This window comes from Nitrospira sp., from assembly GCA_029194675.1.
Classification (GTDB): domain Bacteria; phylum Nitrospirota; class Nitrospiria; order Nitrospirales; family Nitrospiraceae; genus Nitrospira_D.
Genome location: JARFXP010000003.1, coordinates 32,700 through 51,460, shown reverse-complemented (window position 1 = coordinate 51,460; position 18,761 = coordinate 32,700). Strand labels below are relative to the sequence as shown.

Genomic DNA, 18,761 nt, shown 5'->3' with positions numbered 1-18,761 from the left:
GGAGGCTGATACACTTCGCCTAGAGTGCCTTTCGTGATACGAACCTTTCAAGGCATCAAGCCGACCGTTCCGAAGTCGTGCTTTATCGAAGAGACAGCAGTCGTGATCGGCGACGTTGTGATGGGTGAACAGTGCAGCGCGTGGTTCAACGCCGTCATCCGAGGCGATGTGAACTACATCCGGATCGGAGATCGCACGAACGTCCAGGACCTCTGCATGTTGCATGTGACTCGTGACACCCACCCACTGATCATCGGCAACGAGGTCACGATCGGCCACAATGTCGTGTTGCACGGTTGTACGATTCAGGATCGTGTGTTGGTCGGAATGGGCGCGATCATTATGGACGGGGCAGCGATCGGGGAGGATTCTGTGGTAGGAGCTGGAGCCCTGGTAGTCGAAGGCACGGTCGTGCCGCCGAAGAGTCTGATTCTCGGCTCACCTGCCAAGGTCAAGCGGCCGGTCACGGACGAGGAGTTGGCCTGGATTAAAGAATCGGCAGAGAATTATGTGAAGTACGCGAGGCAGTATATGGGCGATTCAAGCAAGAAAACCGGCTTTGAACTCTGACTGACTCCAGATGCTACGACGCTTATTCCCTCATTCCTTACCAACCTTGATAAAGCAGATCGGATCGCCGACGAGCGCCGTGGGATATTGCCTCCGCTCCACGCGATACGGAATCTTGAGTCGGTGACACCAGTCTGCAATCCATACTACTTCCTCAGTTGACGTCGTCACCAGACCGGGCACATTCAATTTGGGCATGCAACGGTCCACGATGGATTGGACAAGCCGCCGTTCCTTCTGGAATCGTGTCGGATCAAACGTGACCGGATTGGCTCGTCCATACGATAACGGCGACAGGTGCGGAAACCGTTCCGGATCGTTCAGCACACTGACCATCCAGAGATGATCGAAGAGACCAGTTGCCAGAGAGGCATCCTGAGCCCTGAACTGTACAGGTAGGGTTCGGGTGGCTCGATTGAGTACCGCCACCTCCGTTCTCCGGAGATTATAGGGCTCAACTTGGCGCTGAAGGTCGAGCGCTTCCGCTAGTAATGCCGGCAGCTCCGTCACACCGGCGCCCACATACAGACTGCGCCCTCCTGGCGGTAACTTCTCTATGAGGGCTTCGGCTACCTTGGTGCCCAGTCGCCGACAGGGTGCCCGCTTTCTAACCCAAAACTTATCGCCCCCTTCATAACAATAGACGGACTCGAGCCGTTTGTAATCGAGACGATCAAATACGTCGCCGATAGCTTGCCGAGTTGAGCCTGAGAGGCGGTTCCCCATGGCCGCTCACTTATGTCACAAAACCGTGCATGAAATCGATGCAAGCTTCTCATCGGTCATGATTCATGAACAGCACGATTTGGTGAACGGATGAGGCCAGGATCGGCTTAGGCAACGGCTGTCATTCGTCGTCGAACGCACGGTGGAGCATGGACTGAAAGAGGTCGTCTCGCCGCCGGCGAGAGGTGTTTTGCTGGGATTCCATGGCCCGAATCTCGGTGGTGGCGGACAGCAGATTCCTGTTTGCCAAGGTTGATCACTTGCGCTTGCCTGCCAGCTCCGTTTCGAGCAAGCGGACATGGTCCCGAAGAGCATCGCCATACCCCCAACCGATGCGGTCGGCGTGAGTTTCCAACCCCTGAATCCGCTCCCGGAACTGCGGATACACCGAAGAATGTTCCTTCCGTAAAAGCTGTGTCATCTCGCGCAAGACGGATTCAAGGCTGTTGTAGTACGCCTCGTTGATGTCCCCGAAATCGCATGTAAACCTTGTGCCGTTCTCAACGTAGGTCAGCATCAGATCGATCGTGCCCGTCAAGTCACCCGTGGCCCTGCGGTAATCCCGGATGGCTTTGCGCGCCTCAGCCAGCTTGAGTTTCCCAAATCCTCGTTGGGGATAGAACTGCTCGATGATGGTGCGCCGGTACTTCTCGACGGCCGTCCCGTCGCCGGCCTCGACCTGGACCCGGGCGTGCAGAAAATTGCGGTTGCTGGAGGATGCGTCGTAGAGATCTTTGACCAGCGCCAACAGGGCTGCCTTCGACTGTGCGCTCAGATGCCGACGAATCGCCGACCAGCCGGCGGGTGTCTTTTCGCTTGGCATAGTCTCCTTGAAGCGCCCGGTGGAGAAGGAGATGAAAGAGTTCATGCAGTCGGTGGCGGGAGGCGGCTTGCCGACTTTCCACCGCGAGAGGCCTAGCGACGCGGACGGCAACAAGCATTGACCAATCTATCGTTGCCGTTTCGCGATCAACTGACGGACAGCGGGTACTAACTCGGTGGGGATTTCCATAACCGTCTGGGTTTTGTCTTCGGCCACAGCTTCGTCCTCGGCAACCGCCTCTTCCTCCGTCTGCTGTTCGTAGTGAGTCAGTACTCGACGAACGCGTGCTTCGTCCCAGCCTGAGGAAACTTGCTCTGAGTGGTCATGATTTTCTTCTCCGTCGTCTTGGCTAACTCTTCTGAGAGAGAGAAAGCGTCGTAATCGGCAAGGCTTCTGCCTCAAGACGAGAGAGGTCGATAATCTGGCTGGCATGGTCGATATCAATCCCGACCAAATGTCCTTCGGCATCGAAATCTAACACCACTCCCGGTGCTGCTTCTCGGGAATCGACGCTGACCTTATCTGACAGATCGATATAGAGGGAGTCTGTTTCAGGATAGTAGTGAAACTTCACGATCCTGCCTCTTTGAAATTGCGATCCAGAAACGCGTTATGCACCGTCATACTATCCTCCAAGGTCACCACGCGCAAGTACCGTCCAAGTTCAGGAATAAGAACCCAGTGTCGGATGCGCCCATTAGACTGCACTTCACGGCGGAGAGGATGGCGTAGGGCCTGTTCGCACCACTCTCGCTTGATGTACGGGCGCTTTCGCATTACCTGCTCGTCAAAATAGCGAGTAGTTTTCACAGTTCTCTCTGGAATGCGCGGTGGAGCATCGAGTGGAACAAGTCATCCTGCTGGCGGCGGGAGGCGGTTTGCTGGGATTCCATCGACCGAATCTCGGGACTCTGGCGGCGGTGACGTGGTGATGAAGAAGGAAGGATGAAGTCACGAAGATACGCCCAATCAATCTCCAGCCACAAGTTCAGCTTCGAGTGGGCGGTCTTTCCGAAAGCGGCTGACACCAAGCACGCTGAATCCTAGAACATGCCCCTGATCGTCCACACGTTCCATCACAGCATCGTGGGTGGTCGGGCGCATGAACCCCGGTGCCTCGCGGAACTGGACCTCAAGATAGTCTGCGTCTGGATCAAACCAGACTTTTACTTTTTCGGCCATATCGTCTCTCCCGTTTTGAGTTGGTCGGTCAGGTATGCCGTGACCACGAACCCATCGGATGAAAGGTACTTTACCACGACACACGGACGATCTTCATAAGTCGCCCCGGAACGCGAGGTGAAGCATGGACTGGAACAAACATTCAGTTGAAGCGGGAGATGGCCTCTTTTACATTCACCGGTCTGGATCGTCAAAGGTCAACCACTCTTGTCCGCAGCGAAAACCGGATATCTTATGTGCTCTCCGTCCAATCATTACTGTGGCTAGCATTGACAAGCCGACAAGGTTTGATAAGAATCCCGCAGCCCCAATGTAAACTGCTTGATAGTCAGGCAAACCTTTACCCGCGAACTGCGAGGCTGGCATGGAACACACGAAGGTAGTCACGCCGAGCGAGCTAGAAGACTTCGCCGATCGACGGGACAGTGAGCCTGTTATACCGGAACTAGTCGCTCTGCTCGTAAATTTGTCCGTGCCGGACTTGACTCATTGCAGAATTCCATACGGCGATTCGATTGGATTGCCGGGCTTTGATGGCCTCGTTCAAACGGAGGTTGGCTTTCGCCAGTTCGTTCCCCCAAAAACGAGTTTTGTGGAGATCGGTCGTAGCGGGAATGCTCAGAGCAAAGCAACGGAAGATTACAAAAAACGGACTGACGGAACCCCTCAATCAGTACGTGCGGAGGCAACGTTTGTTTTTGTAACACCCAGAAGTAGGGATTGGGACCAACCTTCCCAATCAGCATGGATTCAGGCACGGCAAGGGGATGGTTGGAAGGAAATTAAAGTAATTGATGGAGTTCAGCTCTGCGATTGGCTTCGTGAATTTCCAGCTATCGGAAAGTGGCTGCTTCAACGCATTGGCCTTATAAAAGCCCTTACCGGATTCCAAACCCCAGCTGAGCATTGGGCACACCTTGCACAGATGGTGAGCCAGGGCGATCCTCCCTTGCCACCTAAGGTTTTCCTCGCGGGAAGAGAAAATGCCTGCCAGCAGCTAGACCGTCTATTCCGCCGCGAGATCCAGCAGTTGATTCTCGCCATAGAGAGCGAAAACGACGCAGAGGACTTTGTCGCTGCATTTCTCGAGTCACTGGACGAAACCACGCGTCGTGCATTTAGCAACCAGTGCTTATTCATTTCTGACCCTGACGCCTGGCACACCTTTTCCAATTTGCGGTTTTCTCACACACTTGTAGCAAGTCCGAGACTGGATTTTGCAGATTCGTATGAGCAGCTACATGTTGCGGCGCGTGCCCGAGGTCACGGCATTATCTTTTCGGTTTCCGGCGCATGGGCGCGCGGGGCCGAAAAGCTTGTCCCGATAATGAGCCCCTCTCATAGCCTACTTGAGAAGACCCTCCTCGACAGTGGCTTTTCAATGGAGCGGGCTGCGGAATTGGCGAGTGTGGGGGCGCAGAGCCTGGCTGCATTGAAGCGTTTTTTTCGCGGACTGGGTGAGTTGCCACCTTACGCTACCTGGGAGAATGCACGGATATTGGCTCAAGCATCTCTAACTGGAAAATGGAAAGGTGATCGTGGCGCAGACAGGGAAGCAATGGAGATTGTGCTGGGAAAATCCTACGGGGAGTGGGCCGAGGCGGCCCGAGTTGAAACATTGCGCGCGGACACTCCCCTTATCCAACGAAATGAATCGTGGAAGGTGATCTCCCGCGGAGAGGCATGGGCCGCCCTCGGTCCGCGTATTAACGATGAAGATCTAAGAAATTTTCAAAAGATGGCACTTCAGATATTGGGGGAGAAGGATCCGCAATTCGAGCTGCCGAAGGGTGAGCGCTATGCGGCCTCCATTCATGGAAAGTCACTCTTGCACTCACGCTCTATTCGAGAAGGGGTAACCGAATCGCTAGCCTTACTAGGATCAAGAGGCAATGCTCTGACTAGCACTTCTCATGGCCAGGCTGAAGGAACTGCAAAACTTCTGGTGCGGAAGTTGTTATACCAGGCGAATTGGGAGACATGGGCAAGCCTTAATAACGAGATGCCACTACTCGCAGAAGCTGCGCCCGACGAATTTCTCGACGCTGTCGAAGCGGCAGTGGCCGATCCATCCACGAGCCCCTTCATTGAGGTGTTTCGGCAGGAGGGCACCGGCGGAATAGGAGGGTGGAATTACATTACTGGCGTCCTGTGGGCATTGGAGACCCTGGCGTGGCATCCTGATTACTTGGGACGGGCAACTCTCTTGCTCGGAGATTTAGCGTCCATAGATCCTGGCGGAACGTGGGCGAATCGACCTCTCAACTCTCTGACGGATATCTTTCTTCCATGGATTTCGCAGACTCTTGCTGATTTGACGACACGAAAACATGCGTTGGAGTCACTGCTTCGGGAACACCCAGATGTAGCTTGGAAACTATTGCTCAGTCTTCTGCCTAGTTCCCACGGCAGTACATCCGGCACACGCAAGCCAGTTTGGCGATCATTTATCCCGAACGGATGGAAGGAGACAGTTACAGTCCCGCAATATTGGGCACAAGTTCAAGTTTATGCCGAAATCTGCACGCGGGTTGCTGCACTCGATTTAAATAAGCTGGTCGAGTTAGTAGACCGTCTAGCAGACCTACCGGAACCGGCACATTCGCAGATATTGGCCCACCTCGCGTCACCGCCTGTTACGGCCCTTGCCGAAGAGAAACGTGTACGCCTTTGGGAGGCCTTAAAGGACCTCGCATTGAAACACCAGAGATTTTCGGACGCTCAGTGGGCTATGGCGGCTGAGAGGCTAGCTAAGATTGAAGAGGTGACTGCGATGTTAGCCCCTGCATCAGTTGAGCTAGCGAATCGACGACTGTTCACTGAACGAGACTTTGAGCTCTTCGAGGAAGCAGGCGGCTACGAGGAACAGCAGCGAAGATTGGATGGGATTCGTCGACAGGTCCTTACGGCAATCCTGAAGACTAATGGCATGGAAGGGATCGTACGATTTGCAAAGGACGTGGAATCACCACGTAAGGTCGGCGAAGCATTGGGTGCGGTAGACGATCCAAGCATTGACGCCTTTCTGTTGCCGGAATTTCTCGACAAGAGTGATAGAGAGATAAGTCTTTTTTTCGGGAGTTTCGTATGGCGACGGGTCTTTACCCGGAAATGGGTATGGGTTGATCAGCAACTGGCGAAGGGCTGGCACGAGGGTCAGCTCTTGGCATTCCTATTACTAGTTCCCTCTGAACGGGAGACTTGGAATCGTGTAGAGCGAATCCTTACTACCAAGGCCGACAAATACTGGAAGCGGGTTCGGTTTATTCCGTGGGGTATGGAGGCTGGCGGCCTCGTGTATGCTGCTGAGAAGTTGACCTCAAACGGGCAACCGGGTACCGCTGTGAATTGCCTTTACGTTCTAGCTCACAAGAAAGTGCCCATCCCAATGCCGCTCGCCTCATCGGCGCTGCTGGGCGCTCTAAGTACAGAAGAGCAACAGAAACAACTCGACCAGCACCATACGGTGGAAGTGATCAAATGGCTACAAAAGAACGCACCTGCTGATTCCGATGATCTATTCAACATTGAATGGCACTATCTGCCGTTACTAAATCGGCTACATGGCGGTGAGGCAAAGGTTCTCGAGCAAAAGCTGGCGACATCGCCAGAATTCTTCTGCGAAGTACTTGCAGTCGTGTTCCGTTCAGATAAGGAGACTGAAGAATCTAAAACAGAAGTCAGCGATGCCCAGAAACAAATAGCCCGGAATGCATATTCATTGCTGCACGGTTGGCGCATCCTTCCGGGTACTCAACTGGATGGGGCTTTCAATGGTGACCGATTTAGAACCTGGTTGGACGAAGTGAAGAAACGTTGCAGAGAGTCAGGACATTTTGGGGTCGCCATGTCTCAATTAGGGCAAGCGCTTGCGCATGCGCCACAAGACCCAGGAGGTCTGTGGATTCACAGATCAATCGCGGCGGCTCTAGACTCAAGAGACGCACCAGAAATGCGCCGAGCATTAACAACAGGCCTATTTAACAAACGGGGAGTTTACGGCTTCTCTCATGGAGAAGAAGAGAAGCAAATTGCGGAAGATTATCGTCAAAAAGCCAAAGCACTGTCAGACAATGGGTTTCAGCGAGTTGCTGACACAATCCGCGGCTTAGCTGAGACATACGAGCGGGATGCCGAGAGAGAGTCGAGTAGAGACATTCTTGACGAATGATATCTAAAGGAGTTTTTGGCTCATTTCCCGAGGCTGGCTGTGGTCGTGACTGCATCGGAGACGGCGGCTATGAGTTCCAGGTTCAACGTGTCAATGGTATCGGTGGGCTAATGATGATGAGGATCATGAAAGTGGGCTGTGTCGGTCGCCCTCACGCTTTCCTTTCGACTGAAACCCGATCCGGCGCTTGGGTGTGTCGAGAGGTGGTTGCAGGAGCGGGAGCAATTTCTCGTACAGGTCGACCAAGGCGGTATCCTGCTCGAGCAAGGTCTTGTCAATCTCAGGAAGGCGTTTGCGAATGGTTTGATTGGACCGTTTCCACGATTGACTTTCCAACATACCATCTCTCGCGGCACTCTCGTTGCGCTTCGAGCCAGTCGAGGCGATCAAGAACTTCCTCGGAAAATGGACTCCACGAACCGCGCAACCGGCGCAGAGCATGCTTTTGCATGTAACGTCGCCACACGGCTTCATCTTCATTGAAGCGATAGGCGAGTTCCTGAGAGTAAATGAACGGCTTGATGACAGATGGTCGTCTCATTCCATTCCTCGTAGTATGGCCGGGGAGTCTACCCAAATCGGTCAACCAAAGCTACGCAGTCGGTTGACCGGCCAAGGCAATGACGGCTGCTGTGACCCCTTCGGCTACTGAGGCGATGAAGTCCAGATTCAACGTGTCGAGGGTGTCGGTGGGTCGATGGTAGTGGGGATTGCGGAAGTTGGCGGTGTCGGTGAGCATGACAGCGGGAAATCCCTGTTCCCAGAACGAGGTGTGGTCGCTGCGTCTGGTGTCGGGAAGTTTTTCGCCGTTACCCGGCACAACCAGTGGAACTATCGGGAGATGCGATTTCATGGCCTGGGCGACGGAGCCGGTCAAGGCTTGCGACCGCTCGTTGCCGATCACGGCAAGAAAATCTCCAATTGTGGGAACAGCGATTGGGACACCGGGAGGAATCTTCTGCGAGCCTTCTTGATGGCTCGCATAGCCGACACATTCCAGTACGATCGCTCCGTGGATGGCTTCACGATTCTTTCTCAAAAGCGCGGTATAGGCGGAGCTGCCAAGCAAGTTCTCTTCTTCCAAGTTGAAGGCGATGAAACGGACCGTTCTAGCCAATTTCATGGCTCGGACCCGGCGAGCGACCTGAAGGAGCACCACGAGTGCACTAGCATTATCATCGGCGCCGGGAGACCCTTGAACTGTATCGAAGTGTGCGGCGAGGATCAGCGCTGGTGCAGATTGACCTTGTGCGGATGTCGGGAGCATCGTGCCAACCACATTACGATAGGTCTTGCCCAATGCCTCGAATTCATGCGCGGTGACGGCGAGCCCGGCCTCCGAGAACCGGCGGGACAGATAGACTTCTGTCTGCTGTAAGCGGACTGGAGAGGACAGGGGATGCCGCTCTCCCACCAGGTAATGCAGGTCGTCTTTGAGGCGGTTGCGATCAGCGGGCACGAGGTTGGTCCGTGAGGCGAGAAATTAGTTTACGATCTCGGTCCCAATGCCCTTGTGTGTGAAGATTTCAAGCAGAATGGCGTGGGGAATACGCCCGTCGATAATGTGGGCTTTTCCGACCCCTTCGGCCAATGCGTCCAAACAAGCACGGACTTTCGGGATCATCCCCTCCGTGATAGTCCCCTTCTTCATCATGCGCTGCACATCTTTACGCGACACGGTGGATAGGTGACGCCCGTTGGCGTCGCGAATGCCTTTGATATCGGTCATCATGAGGAGCTTCTCCGCACGCAGGGCCCCGGCCACAGCTCCGCCGACGAGATCGGCATTGATGTTGTAGGTATTCCCTTCGCGATCCGTTCCGATCGGAGCGATCACCGGGATATAGTGATCCTCCTGGAGGTTGCGTAACAAACCAGGATCGACCTTTTCAATGTCGCCCACCAGTCCGAAGTCGCCTTCGCCGTCTTCCCTATCCAAATCGCGATCCAGACTTTCCGCCCAGGCCTTGGCCGTCAGCGGCTTGCTGAGAATCAACCCGCCGTCCTTGCCGCTCAACCCGACGGCGCTACCACCATGACGGTTGATGAGGTCCGTAATCTCCATGTTGATTTTTCCCGCCAGGACCATTTCCACGATTTCCATCGTGGCCTCATCGGTGATCCGGACGCCGTGCCGGAACTTGGCCTCGATGCCGAGTCGATCGAGCATCTTATCGATTTGAGGTCCACCGCCGTGAATGATGACCGGGTTGATGCCCACGTACTTCAGCAGTACGACATCTTGGGCAAACCGTTCCTTGAGGGACGAGTCCGTCATCGCATGGCCGCCGTATTTGACGACCACGGTCTTTCCGCGAAACGCGCGAATGTACGGCAGGGCTTCGATGAGGACGTTGGCCTTCTTGATGAGTTTGTTCATGGGTCACTCGCGGCGATCAGGGCCCGACTCTCATAAAATATACCGACTCAGATCCTGATCCTTGACGATGTCTTTCAACCGGTCCCGGACATAGGCCGCGGTGATGCTGATCCGTTTGTCGGGCCAGCCGGGTCCCTCGAAGGAAATGTCCTCAAGTAACCGCTCCATGATGGTGAACAGGCGGCGCGCCCCGATGTTCTCGGTCCGTTCATTCACCTGCACCGCGACCTCGGCGATTTCTTCAAGACCGTCCTTCGTGAACTCGATGGTGAGGCCTTCCGTGGCCAGCAAGGCCTGATACTGCCGGACCAACGCCCCTTTCGGTTCCGTGAGAATGCGGACGAAATCGTCCTTTGATAACGCGCTGAGCTCGACGCGGATCGGAAATCGCCCTTGGAGTTCCGGAATCAGATCGGACGGCTTCGCCACATGAAAGGCACCGGCGGCGATGAAGAGGATGTGATCCGTCACGACCGGGCCATGCTTGGTGGTGACCGTACAGCCTTCCACGACGGGGAGGAGGTCGCGCTGGACACCTTCTCGCGACACATCGGGTCCCATGGTGCGCTCGCGGCCGGCGATCTTGTCGATCTCATCGAGGAATACAATCCCGGTCTGTTCCACCTTGGTGATGGCTTCCCGCGTGGTATCTTCCATATCGATCAGTTTCTGCGCTTCTTCCTGCGTCAAATGTTTGAGCGCCTCCGGCACTTTCATGAGTCGTTTCTTTTTCTTGCCTTGGAACATGCCGCCCAGCATGTCTCGGAGATTGCTCTCGAGGTCGTCAAGTCCACCCACGTTGGAAATGACGCCGACGGGGAGGCCTCTTTCCTTGACTTCCAACTCCACCGTTCGTTCATCCAGCTTCCCTTCCCGCAACTGCAGGCGCAGTTTCGACCTGGTCGTTTCGTGGGAATCCTGAGGGGCTTGAGCGGCCGGCTCGCTCGCGCTGTCCATAAAGCCCGGTCGAGGGGGGGGCGGCGGCAAGAGCAGATCGAGCAATCGTTCCTCGCCCTGTTGTTCCGCCTTTTGCTGAACGGATGCCAGTCGTTGCGTCTTGACCATATTGATGGCCAGCTCGGTCAAGTCGCGAATGATCGATTCCACATCACGCCCGACGTAGCCGACCTCGGTGAACTTCGACGCTTCGACCTTGATGAAGGGCGCTTCGGCCAGTTTGGCGAGCCGTCTGGCAATCTCCGTTTTGCCCACGCCGGTCGGCCCGATCATGATGATGTTCTTCGGCATCACCTCGTCGCGGAGGTCGGGAGACACCTGCTGGCGGCGCCACCGGTTGCGAAGAGCGATGGCGACCATCCGTTTGGCATCCTTTTGCCCGATGACGTAGCGATTCAGCTCCTCGACGATCTGACGCGGGGTGAGACTATTGAGATTCAGTGGTTCGGCATCGCTTGTGAGCGGCTTCATCATCATGAGTTATCCTTGGAGTTCTTCAACAATAATCTGCTGGTTGGTGTAGATGTCAATAGACCCTGCGATGTTCATGGACTCGGTGACGATCACCGGAGCCTCGAGTTGGGAATGGCGTAAGAGTCCCCGCGCAGCCGCCAGGGCATAGGGTCCGCCCGACCCAATGGCCAAAATGCCGTCTTCCGGCTCGACGACATCGCCGGTTCCTGAAATGATGAACGACTGTTCACGGCCGGCGACGGCAAGCAACGCCTCCAACCGTCGAAGCACACGGTCGGTTCGCCAATCTTTCGCGAGCTCCACCGCCGCCCTGGTCAGGTTGCCTCGATACTCCTCCAACTTGCTCTCGAATTTCTCGAACAATGTGAAGGCATCCGCGGTGGCTCCGGCAAATCCGGCCAGCACCTGGTCGTGATGCAAGCGTCGCAGCTTCTTGGCGTTGTGTTTCATCACCGTGGTTCCAACGGTCACTTGGCCGTCACAGCCCATGGCGACCCGTCCGTCGCGCCGGACGCAAAGGATGGTGGTCGATCGAATGGTCATGACGATTTCCGGTCCTTTCCGGGCAAGGGGCTCGCTGCCGCCCGTGCTCGAGGATGGGCTCGATCATAGGCCGCGAGGAGTTGATCCATTGCCAGATGCGTATATTTTTGAGTCGTGCTCAGCGAGGCATGGCCGAGCATTTCCTGTATCGACCGAAGATCCGCTCCTTCGTCGAGCAGATGAGTCGCATACGAGTGCCGCAAGGCGTGAGGACTGACCGCTCCACCAACGAGGCGGCTGGAGTATCGAGAGACCATTCGAGCGACGCTCCTCGTGGTGATCCGGCCCCCACGATGATTCAAAAACATCGGAGACAACAGATGACCGCTTCGGGCCGGCGGTTTCAAGGACTTGCGATACTGCCGGATTGCGTGAAGCGCCAGATCTCCGATCGGCACTATCCGTTCCTTGCGGCCCTTCCCTCTCAAACACACGATTCCGTCCGCCTCGTTCAGGTCATTGAGATTGATCCCCACGACCTCACTCACCCGAGCCCCGGTCGAGTACAACGTTTCCAGCAAGGCACGATCGCGCAAGGAAAGGGGCGATTGCCCGGTCGGAAACTCCATGAGTGCCGCCGCATCATCCTTTGTCAACACGCGAGGGAGTGGCTTTGGTCGCTTGGGGCTTCGCAGGATCTCGGTAGGATTCGTTCGCAGGACCTCTTCACGTACGAGGAAACCAAAAAAACTTCGGAGGCAAGCCAGTTTTCTTGCCAAGGATGAAGCTTTCTCGCCTTGTTGATCCAAGTTGTGCAGATAGGCGCGAATATCGTCTCTCGTGACCTCCTCGACGCGACTGGGCGCACCGTCCTTCTTGGTCCGCTGAAGGAACCTCGCCAGTTGATGAAGATCGGATCGATAATTGCGAATCGTCTCCTGTGACGCGTTGCGTTCGACCTGGAAGTGCATTAGGAAAGCCTTGATTGCATCTTCCATGAGTCGAAATCCTCAAGGGCTCGATGGCTCAACGCGCGACGCTTCTTCTCTTTGTCTTTGGGAGGATTCGACAAGGGAGGGAACAGGCCGAAATTGGTGTTCATCGGTTGGAAGTGACGCGGATCCGATGAAGTGATATGAGAAACTAAGCAGCCGTGCGCGGTCGTGGGTGGAGGCGTGATCGGTGGTTGTCCGTCCATGGCTCGTGCTGCATTGATGCCCGCCAAGCCTCCCATGGCAGCCGACTCGGTATAGCCTTCGACGCCGACGAGCTGCCCGGCGAAAAACAATGTGCCGCGGGCTTTGAATTGCAGCGTGTTGAGGAGGAGCTGAGGAGAATTGATGAAGGTGTTGCGATGGAGGCTCCCATACCGAAGGAACTCGGCTTGTTCAAGCCCGGGGATCATGCGAAACACCCGTTTCTGCTCCGGATAAGTCAGTTTGGTCTGAAAGCCGACCAAGTTGTAACAGGTGCGATGGATGTTCTCTGTCCGCAATTGTACGACCGCGGCTGGCTCGATCCCGGTTCTTGGATCTTTGAGGCCCACTGGCTTGAGAGGACCGAACTGCATCGTCCGGAGGCCACGTTCAGCCAGTACTTCAATCGGAACACAGGCCTCGAAATATGACGTCTTTTCAAACTCCTTCGGCTGGACTTTTTCCGCCGCCATCAAGGCATCGTAAAAGGCATTGTACTGTGTATCAGTCATAGGACAATTCAAATAATCATCTCCGCCCTTGTCATAGCGAGAGGCGCGAAAGACCAGGTCCATGTTGATTGTGTCGGCGTCGACAATCGGTGAGATGGCGTCGTAGAAATATAAATGCTGGGATTGCGTCACGGCACGGATGGCTTGTGAGAATTTATCCGAGGTCAACGGACCTGTTGCAATAATGCAGAGGCAATCAGTGGGAATGTCCGTGATTTCTTCATGAAGAATTCTGATGCGCGGATGTCCTTCCAAGGCTCGTGTGATATGCAACGAAAACTGATCGCGGTCCACAGCCAGCGCCGACCCGGCGGGAACTCTGGCTTGCTCGGCTGCGGCAATGACGAGCGAGTTCAATCGACGCATTTCTTCCTTCAGAATACCGGGTGCATTCAAAGGATCGGCGGAACCAAGCGAGTTTGAGCAAACGAGTTCGGCCAAGTTTCCGGTCTTGTGCGCCTTGGTCATCTCTTTTGGGCGCATCTCGTACAGCGTGACTTTTGCGCCGCGATTCGCCGCTTGCCAAGCGGCTTCCGACCCAGCCAGACCACCGCCCACGATGACAACATCATCTCTCATAATCGAAAATCTTTCCCGTGAAAGGGAGTCATTCTAGAAACCGTCTTTTGATGAAGTCAAGGCAATTGACTGGGGAAGAAACAGTGAACCAACAGTGAGAATAATGGTGAGGAGCAGTAAGACAGGAAACTCTACATCATGGCCACCAGATGGCGACATCCCGGATGTCTTGTGCCGTCGTCTCTAGGGCTCTACAACCGCCGAGGGCATTGATAATGGGGACCAAGGCTGCCAAATCGCTCATAAGATCGGCTCTCGTGCATTTTGGGAAGTGATCTCGGAATGTTGTACGCCAGACAGAAAAGATTATTGGTTGGTCCAGGGCTGCCAAATGTGGAGCCAGTGCCGTTAGCATCCAAGTACGTTCTCCATGGAGCTCCAGCAGCCACGCCGCTGGGAGGGGCTCCCGGAAGGCTTCCCGGAGTATCTTCTTGCGATCCTTCTCAGGCAGGTGTGAGGCCAACTCCGTTAACGCGTAAGCACGTCGCCAATCGTCCTCCACCAGCCGCGCCGCTACGAGGGCCTCCTGGAGTATCTTCTTGCGATCCCTTTCAGGCAGATCTGAGGCCAATATCATCAGCGCCTCAGCACGGTGCTCATCGTCCTGCAGCTGCCGCGTCGCTGCGAGGGCTTCCCGCAGAATCTTCAGGCGGAGATGAGGGGCCAGCGCCGTCAGCGCGTCAGCACGCTGCCAATCCTCCTCCAGCAACCGTGCGGCTGTGAGGGCCTCCTGGAGTATCTTCTTGCGATTCTTCTCAGGCAAGTATGGGGTCAGCGCCGTCAGCACGTCAGCACGCTGCCAATCCTTTTTCAGCAGCCGCGCGGCTGCGAGGGCCTCCTGAAGTGACTTCAGGCGGTCTTTCTCAGGTAGATGCGGGGCTAGTTCCGTCAGCGCGCCAGTGCGTTCCCAATCGTCTTCCAACAGCCGTGCGGCTGCGAGGGCCTCCCGGAATATCTTCGAGCAGTCCTTCTCAGGCAGATGAGGGGCCAGCGCCGTCAGCGCCCAAGCACGCGTTCTAGCATGCTTCACGTGACGCGCTGCAGTGAGGGTCTCCTGGATAACTGGCGGGCGGTCTTTCTCAGGTAGATGTGGAACTAGCTTCGTTAGCAGCTCAGCACGTTGCCAGTCGTCCCACTCCAGCCGCGCCGCTGAGAGAGCTTCCTGAAGTATTTTATTGCGATCCTTTCCAGATATATGAGGGGCCAGCGCCGTCAATACTTCAGCGCGTGGTCGTCCATTATCCCTCAACTGACGTATTGTCGTGAGGGCTTCCAGGAGGACAAGCGTTCGATCCTTCTCAGGCAGGTGGGGAACCAGTTTCGTAAGGGAGTAAACACGCAACATATAGGTCCCCACCAGCCGCGCTGCTGCGAGGGTCTCCTGTAGGACAAGCGTGCGATCCTTCTCGGGCAGATGTGGAACCAGCTCCGTCAGCACCGAAGGACGGTGATAATCGTCCTCCAGCAGCCGCGCCGCTGCGAGGGCCTCCTGTAGGACCGGCGCGCGATCCTTCTCAGGCAGATGTGGAACCAACAGCGCCAGCACCCAAGCACGTTGTACGTCGTCCTTCACCTGACGTGCTGCTGCGAGCACATCCTGGGGCAGATGTGGCGCCAGCTCCGGCAGCACAAAAAAATGTGGCTCATCGTCCTTCATCTGACGCGCTGCTGCGAGGGCCTCCCGGAGGACCAGCGTGCGATCCTTCTCAGGCAGATGTTGGGCCAGTTTCGCCAGCACCTCAGCACGGCGCCCATTGTCTGCCAGTAGTCGTGCTCCAGAAAGAGCCTTCCGGAGTATCTTCGTGCGGTCCTTCTCAGGTAGATGGGGGGCCAGTTTCGCCACCACCAAAGCACGTACCCCAATGTCCTCAAGCTGACGTGTTTCCGCTAGCGCCTCATGGAGGACCAGCGCACGATTCTTCTCAGGCAGATGAGGGATCAGTTCTGCAAGTTTCTCTGCGCGATCCTCGTTTTCGGGAAGCCCTCGTGCGGAGGGTAGCTTTCGTGCGGCGGCCAATGCCTCCATTAACATCTGGTCTCGTAGGTCGTCTGGCATTTCGAGTTCAGTAATCAGCTGTACAAACGCCTCAGCACGCTTTCTCGTTTCAGGAATCTGCCGCACATAGGACATACCTTGCCGGACTGTCCACTTCTGGTGTTTCACCAGTTGCACGATCAACGTGACCGGGATCTTCGCAGCCAAGCTATTGATGCTGGCTCGAACCAGCGCGCAGCGGATTTCGGCCCCAATGTGGGGAGCTGTGTTGCCCTTTTTAATGGCCTGTTCGTTTTCACGCTCTGCGGCCTTCCAGGCCCGCTCCACATCGTTCAGGAATCCGGTGAAGCTTCCCTCCAAGGCCTCCCAGACTTTGCTCCATCCATGACAGACAAGCGTGAGCAGCATTTCTGCTGAGGCATGGGCCTGCTCAAGATGAGCGCCGTAGTACTGCACGATGTAGGGGGGTGCCTTGCCCGGCGCGAGCGTACCCGTCTCCGAGCCCCGAACTGTGTCTCGGCCCCAGGCGAGAAACTTTTCCGCCCAGTCCTGCTGCTCTCGTGCGGACAGTTTGTCTTTGAAGTAGTATCCCAGGCGGGGATGACTGAAGGCATACCCGTTGGTTTTGCCGTCTCCAGTAATGAAACGGTTCAGGGGCCTCAATGCTTCCTCAAGATCCCACGAAGATAGTTTGGTCAGATGCAGCACGTCTCCCTTATTCAGCGGTCCCAAGCTGCATGCCAACACGTTCATCAGTGCTTGGACGTTCCGTTCTTTGAGCGGCGATTCTTTGTCCCAGAGTGTGCGTTGGTCGTCCCACCAGCGATTAAAATATCCTTCCAACCCAGGCTTCAATGCCCCCAGGTCTTCCGGCTTGAGTGTTGCGACTCGTTCTTTGTGCGACCACAGGTCCTCAACGTACAACCGTACCATGAGCGGATCACCCTCGGTGAGCCGATACAACTCGGAGACGATATCGACCTTCGCGCTAAGTTGGTCGAGTGGGCATCCCATACTTTCCAGCGCCCGAACCATACCTTCTCTCGTGAGGAGGTCCAGGTCATACGATCTCGCGAGGTGTGCTTGTTTCCACTCCAGCTGACGGAGCCAACCCCGAGCGTCTTCATCGCCCGCCCGGTACCGAGCCGAGACCACCACTCGTACATGATCAGGTGGATTGAGCGGAAAGAGATCCGGTCCCGGCTCCCAGTCCGCCGCTTCATCCAATCCATCCAGCACGACAACCAGGGTTTCCCCATTGGGCAGCGGACGCCGCAGATAGTCTGTGACCAGCCCGCGCCAGACCTCTACCGAAGTGGACGGGGTGTTCGGAATGGTTTCCCCGTGCAGCGTGGCTAACCGGGCGGCCAGAGCTGCGAAGGTGACGCCGGACAGATTCGTCCTGAACCGGATGCTGATAGGGACGAAGACCAGGCTGATATGTGCACGCGCCAGCAACTGCCGCGTCCACCGGACCAGGAGGGCCGACTTGCCGCGGCCGGCGGGCGCCGCCATCAAAAGGTATGGAGGCGCGGTTGCATCGTCCAACCAGGCATCCAAGGCCTTGAGGTCTTTTTCTCGTCCGCCGAAGGGGACAGGCGTAGTGGCTGAGCCAAGGTATTCGATCAGGAAGTTTTCAATTCGCCCCGCATAGTCGTATGGCAGTGCGCCGACTCCATGGAGGTATAGCTGTGGTCCCCACTGATCCAAGAGCCAATTGCTCAGGTCCGCCGTGACTCGGGCCGCGAGATCGTCAGGGCTAGTGAACGGGCCTGTGCCGAGTGCATGGGCCTTCCGTAAATCTTCTTTCCAGGTCGCCAGCCGAGTTTGTTTCTTATCTTCGGGATCTCGGCCGTCTGCGCGAATATGTTGTTCATCCTTGAAATAGATGAACCGAGGTAGCTTCTTCTCCGACGCCCTTCGATACTCGTCCTCCGTGATGCCTGATCCATACCGCCCTCCGATGATGCCGACGTAGACATCGCTCCGGTCCACCTCATCCAACGAAACCTGTCTGGTGGTCTCATCGCGGCTGCCGAAGTACTCCATCCCGTTCAGCTTAGTCTGGCGCATGCGTTGCAGCGCCTTCTCCACGGCGAGACGTTCCGGCTGGAGATCGAGCCAGGTGGAGCTGACGAATACGCGGACGATGGGTTGCATGGTTGATTGGCCCTACGGGGTGCTGCCAGGAGGACTTCTACCCTTGCGGAACAAGAATTTCAATGAGCTGGTCGATCACTTGCGAGCGCATAGCCTCTGCGTTGACTGCCCCTGGGGCGCAGTGCTAGAGTTTCCCCGCTCTTTAGACTTGTTCCCAGTCGGGCGATTAGCTCAGTGGTAGAGCGCTTCCTTCACACGGAAGAGGCCACAGGTTCGATACCTGTATCGCCCACCATGCTCTCCATATCCCAATCCGCTTTCTGCGTTCCAGGAATTCCTGACCAATAATTTTTGATAAACACCTCGGATACCGCCCTATTCTCCGTAACTCTTCGACCCTCTTTTCTGGGCGAACGGGGTCGGGGCGAAGGGCGGCCGCATCAGGGTCAACCCGAGATGCGGGCGATGAGAGTGCTACGGGTCCAGAGCTTACTCCGGACCGTCGGATTTTTACGGCAACAATGCGGATACTCAGCGAGCAGCTTGACAAAAGAATAGGTCGCACCTACCATGGGCCTCCTTGGCTCTGATCTCCCAATCGGTCAGAGCCAT

Annotated in this window: 15 protein-coding genes and 1 tRNA gene; 3 read left to right on the top strand and 13 right to left on the bottom strand. The window is 56.0% G+C overall.

Annotated elements, in window-relative coordinates; translation table 11 throughout:
• Positions 1-33 precede the first annotated feature (33 nt).
• Positions 34-570 (top strand): gamma carbonic anhydrase family protein, encoded by a 537-nt coding sequence (locus P0120_15190; protein MDF0675664.1) that lies wholly within the window; start codon positions 34-36, stop codon positions 568-570.
• 30 nt (positions 571-600) lie between these two features.
• Here P0120_15190 and P0120_15185 read toward each other — a convergent pair whose 3' ends face one another.
• From P0120_15185 to P0120_15165, 5 genes are all read right to left on the bottom strand, one after another.
• Entirely contained in the window at positions 601-1,296 is a 696-nt protein-coding gene (locus P0120_15185; GenBank protein MDF0675663.1) for a hypothetical protein, read from the bottom strand.
• 256 nt (positions 1,297-1,552) lie between these two features.
• Positions 1,553-2,119 carry a hypothetical protein gene (locus P0120_15180; protein MDF0675662.1) on the bottom strand — a complete coding sequence of 189 codons (567 nt, stop codon included), beginning with the start codon at positions 2,117-2,119 and terminating at the stop codon, positions 1,553-1,555.
• 349 nt (positions 2,120-2,468) lie between these two features.
• Complete coding sequence (locus P0120_15175; protein MDF0675661.1) at positions 2,469-2,693, bottom strand: DUF2283 domain-containing protein; 225 nt, start codon at positions 2,691-2,693, stop codon at positions 2,469-2,471.
• Positions 2,690-2,896: a hypothetical protein gene (locus tag P0120_15170; GenBank protein MDF0675660.1), complete on the bottom strand. Its 207-nt coding sequence runs from the start codon at positions 2,894-2,896 to the stop codon at positions 2,690-2,692. Before P0120_15170 ends, P0120_15175 begins: the two co-directional genes overlap by 4 nt.
• 192 nt (positions 2,897-3,088) lie before the next feature.
• Positions 3,089-3,301 (bottom strand): DUF2283 domain-containing protein, encoded by a 213-nt coding sequence (locus tag P0120_15165; protein MDF0675659.1) that lies wholly within the window; start codon positions 3,299-3,301, stop codon positions 3,089-3,091.
• Positions 3,302-3,665: 364 nt separating this feature from the next.
• Between P0120_15165 and P0120_15160 the strand changes: the two genes are divergently transcribed.
• Positions 3,666-7,472, top strand: a complete 3,807-nt coding sequence (locus P0120_15160) for a hypothetical protein (GenBank protein MDF0675658.1) — start codon at positions 3,666-3,668, stop codon at positions 7,470-7,472.
• Positions 7,473-7,595: 123 nt separating this feature from the next.
• Here P0120_15160 and P0120_15155 read toward each other — a convergent pair whose 3' ends face one another.
• The 8 genes from P0120_15155 to P0120_15120 form a co-directional block, all read right to left on the bottom strand.
• Positions 7,596-7,811, bottom strand: a complete 216-nt coding sequence (locus tag P0120_15155) for a hypothetical protein (GenBank protein ID MDF0675657.1) — start codon at positions 7,809-7,811, stop codon at positions 7,596-7,598.
• Between the two features lie 253 nt (positions 7,812-8,064).
• Positions 8,065-8,931, bottom strand: coding sequence for a M28 family peptidase (locus P0120_15150; GenBank protein ID MDF0675656.1), 867 nt, complete (start codon positions 8,929-8,931; stop codon positions 8,065-8,067).
• Positions 8,932-8,955: 24 nt separating this feature from the next.
• The gene (gene argB, locus P0120_15145; protein MDF0675655.1) at positions 8,956-9,852 is read right to left on the bottom strand and encodes an acetylglutamate kinase; all 897 of its coding nucleotides are present in this window, start codon (positions 9,850-9,852) and stop codon (positions 8,956-8,958) included.
• A gap of 30 nt (positions 9,853-9,882) precedes the next feature.
• Positions 9,883-11,286, bottom strand: a complete 1,404-nt coding sequence (hslU, locus tag P0120_15140) for an ATP-dependent protease ATPase subunit HslU (protein MDF0675654.1) — start codon at positions 11,284-11,286, stop codon at positions 9,883-9,885.
• 3 nt (positions 11,287-11,289) lie between these two features.
• Positions 11,290-11,826, bottom strand: coding sequence for an ATP-dependent protease subunit HslV (hslV, locus tag P0120_15135; GenBank protein MDF0675653.1), 537 nt, complete (start codon positions 11,824-11,826; stop codon positions 11,290-11,292).
• Positions 11,823-12,764 carry a tyrosine recombinase XerC gene (gene xerC, locus P0120_15130; protein ID MDF0675652.1) on the bottom strand — a complete coding sequence of 314 codons (942 nt, stop codon included), beginning with the start codon at positions 12,762-12,764 and terminating at the stop codon, positions 11,823-11,825. The genes hslV and xerC overlap by 4 nt, the downstream gene beginning before the upstream one ends.
• Complete coding sequence (gene trmFO, locus P0120_15125; protein ID MDF0675651.1) at positions 12,737-14,053, bottom strand: methylenetetrahydrofolate--tRNA-(uracil(54)-C(5))-methyltransferase (FADH(2)-oxidizing) TrmFO; 1,317 nt, start codon at positions 14,051-14,053, stop codon at positions 12,737-12,739. Before trmFO ends, xerC begins: the two co-directional genes overlap by 28 nt.
• 136 nt (positions 14,054-14,189) lie before the next feature.
• Entirely contained in the window at positions 14,190-18,209 is a 4,020-nt protein-coding gene (locus tag P0120_15120; protein ID MDF0675650.1) for a DUF4062 domain-containing protein, read from the bottom strand.
• A gap of 160 nt (positions 18,210-18,369) precedes the next feature.
• Between P0120_15120 and P0120_15115 the strand changes: the two genes are divergently transcribed.
• Positions 18,370-18,444, top strand: a tRNA-Val gene (locus P0120_15115).
• The last annotated feature ends 317 nt before the right edge of the window (positions 18,445-18,761 follow it).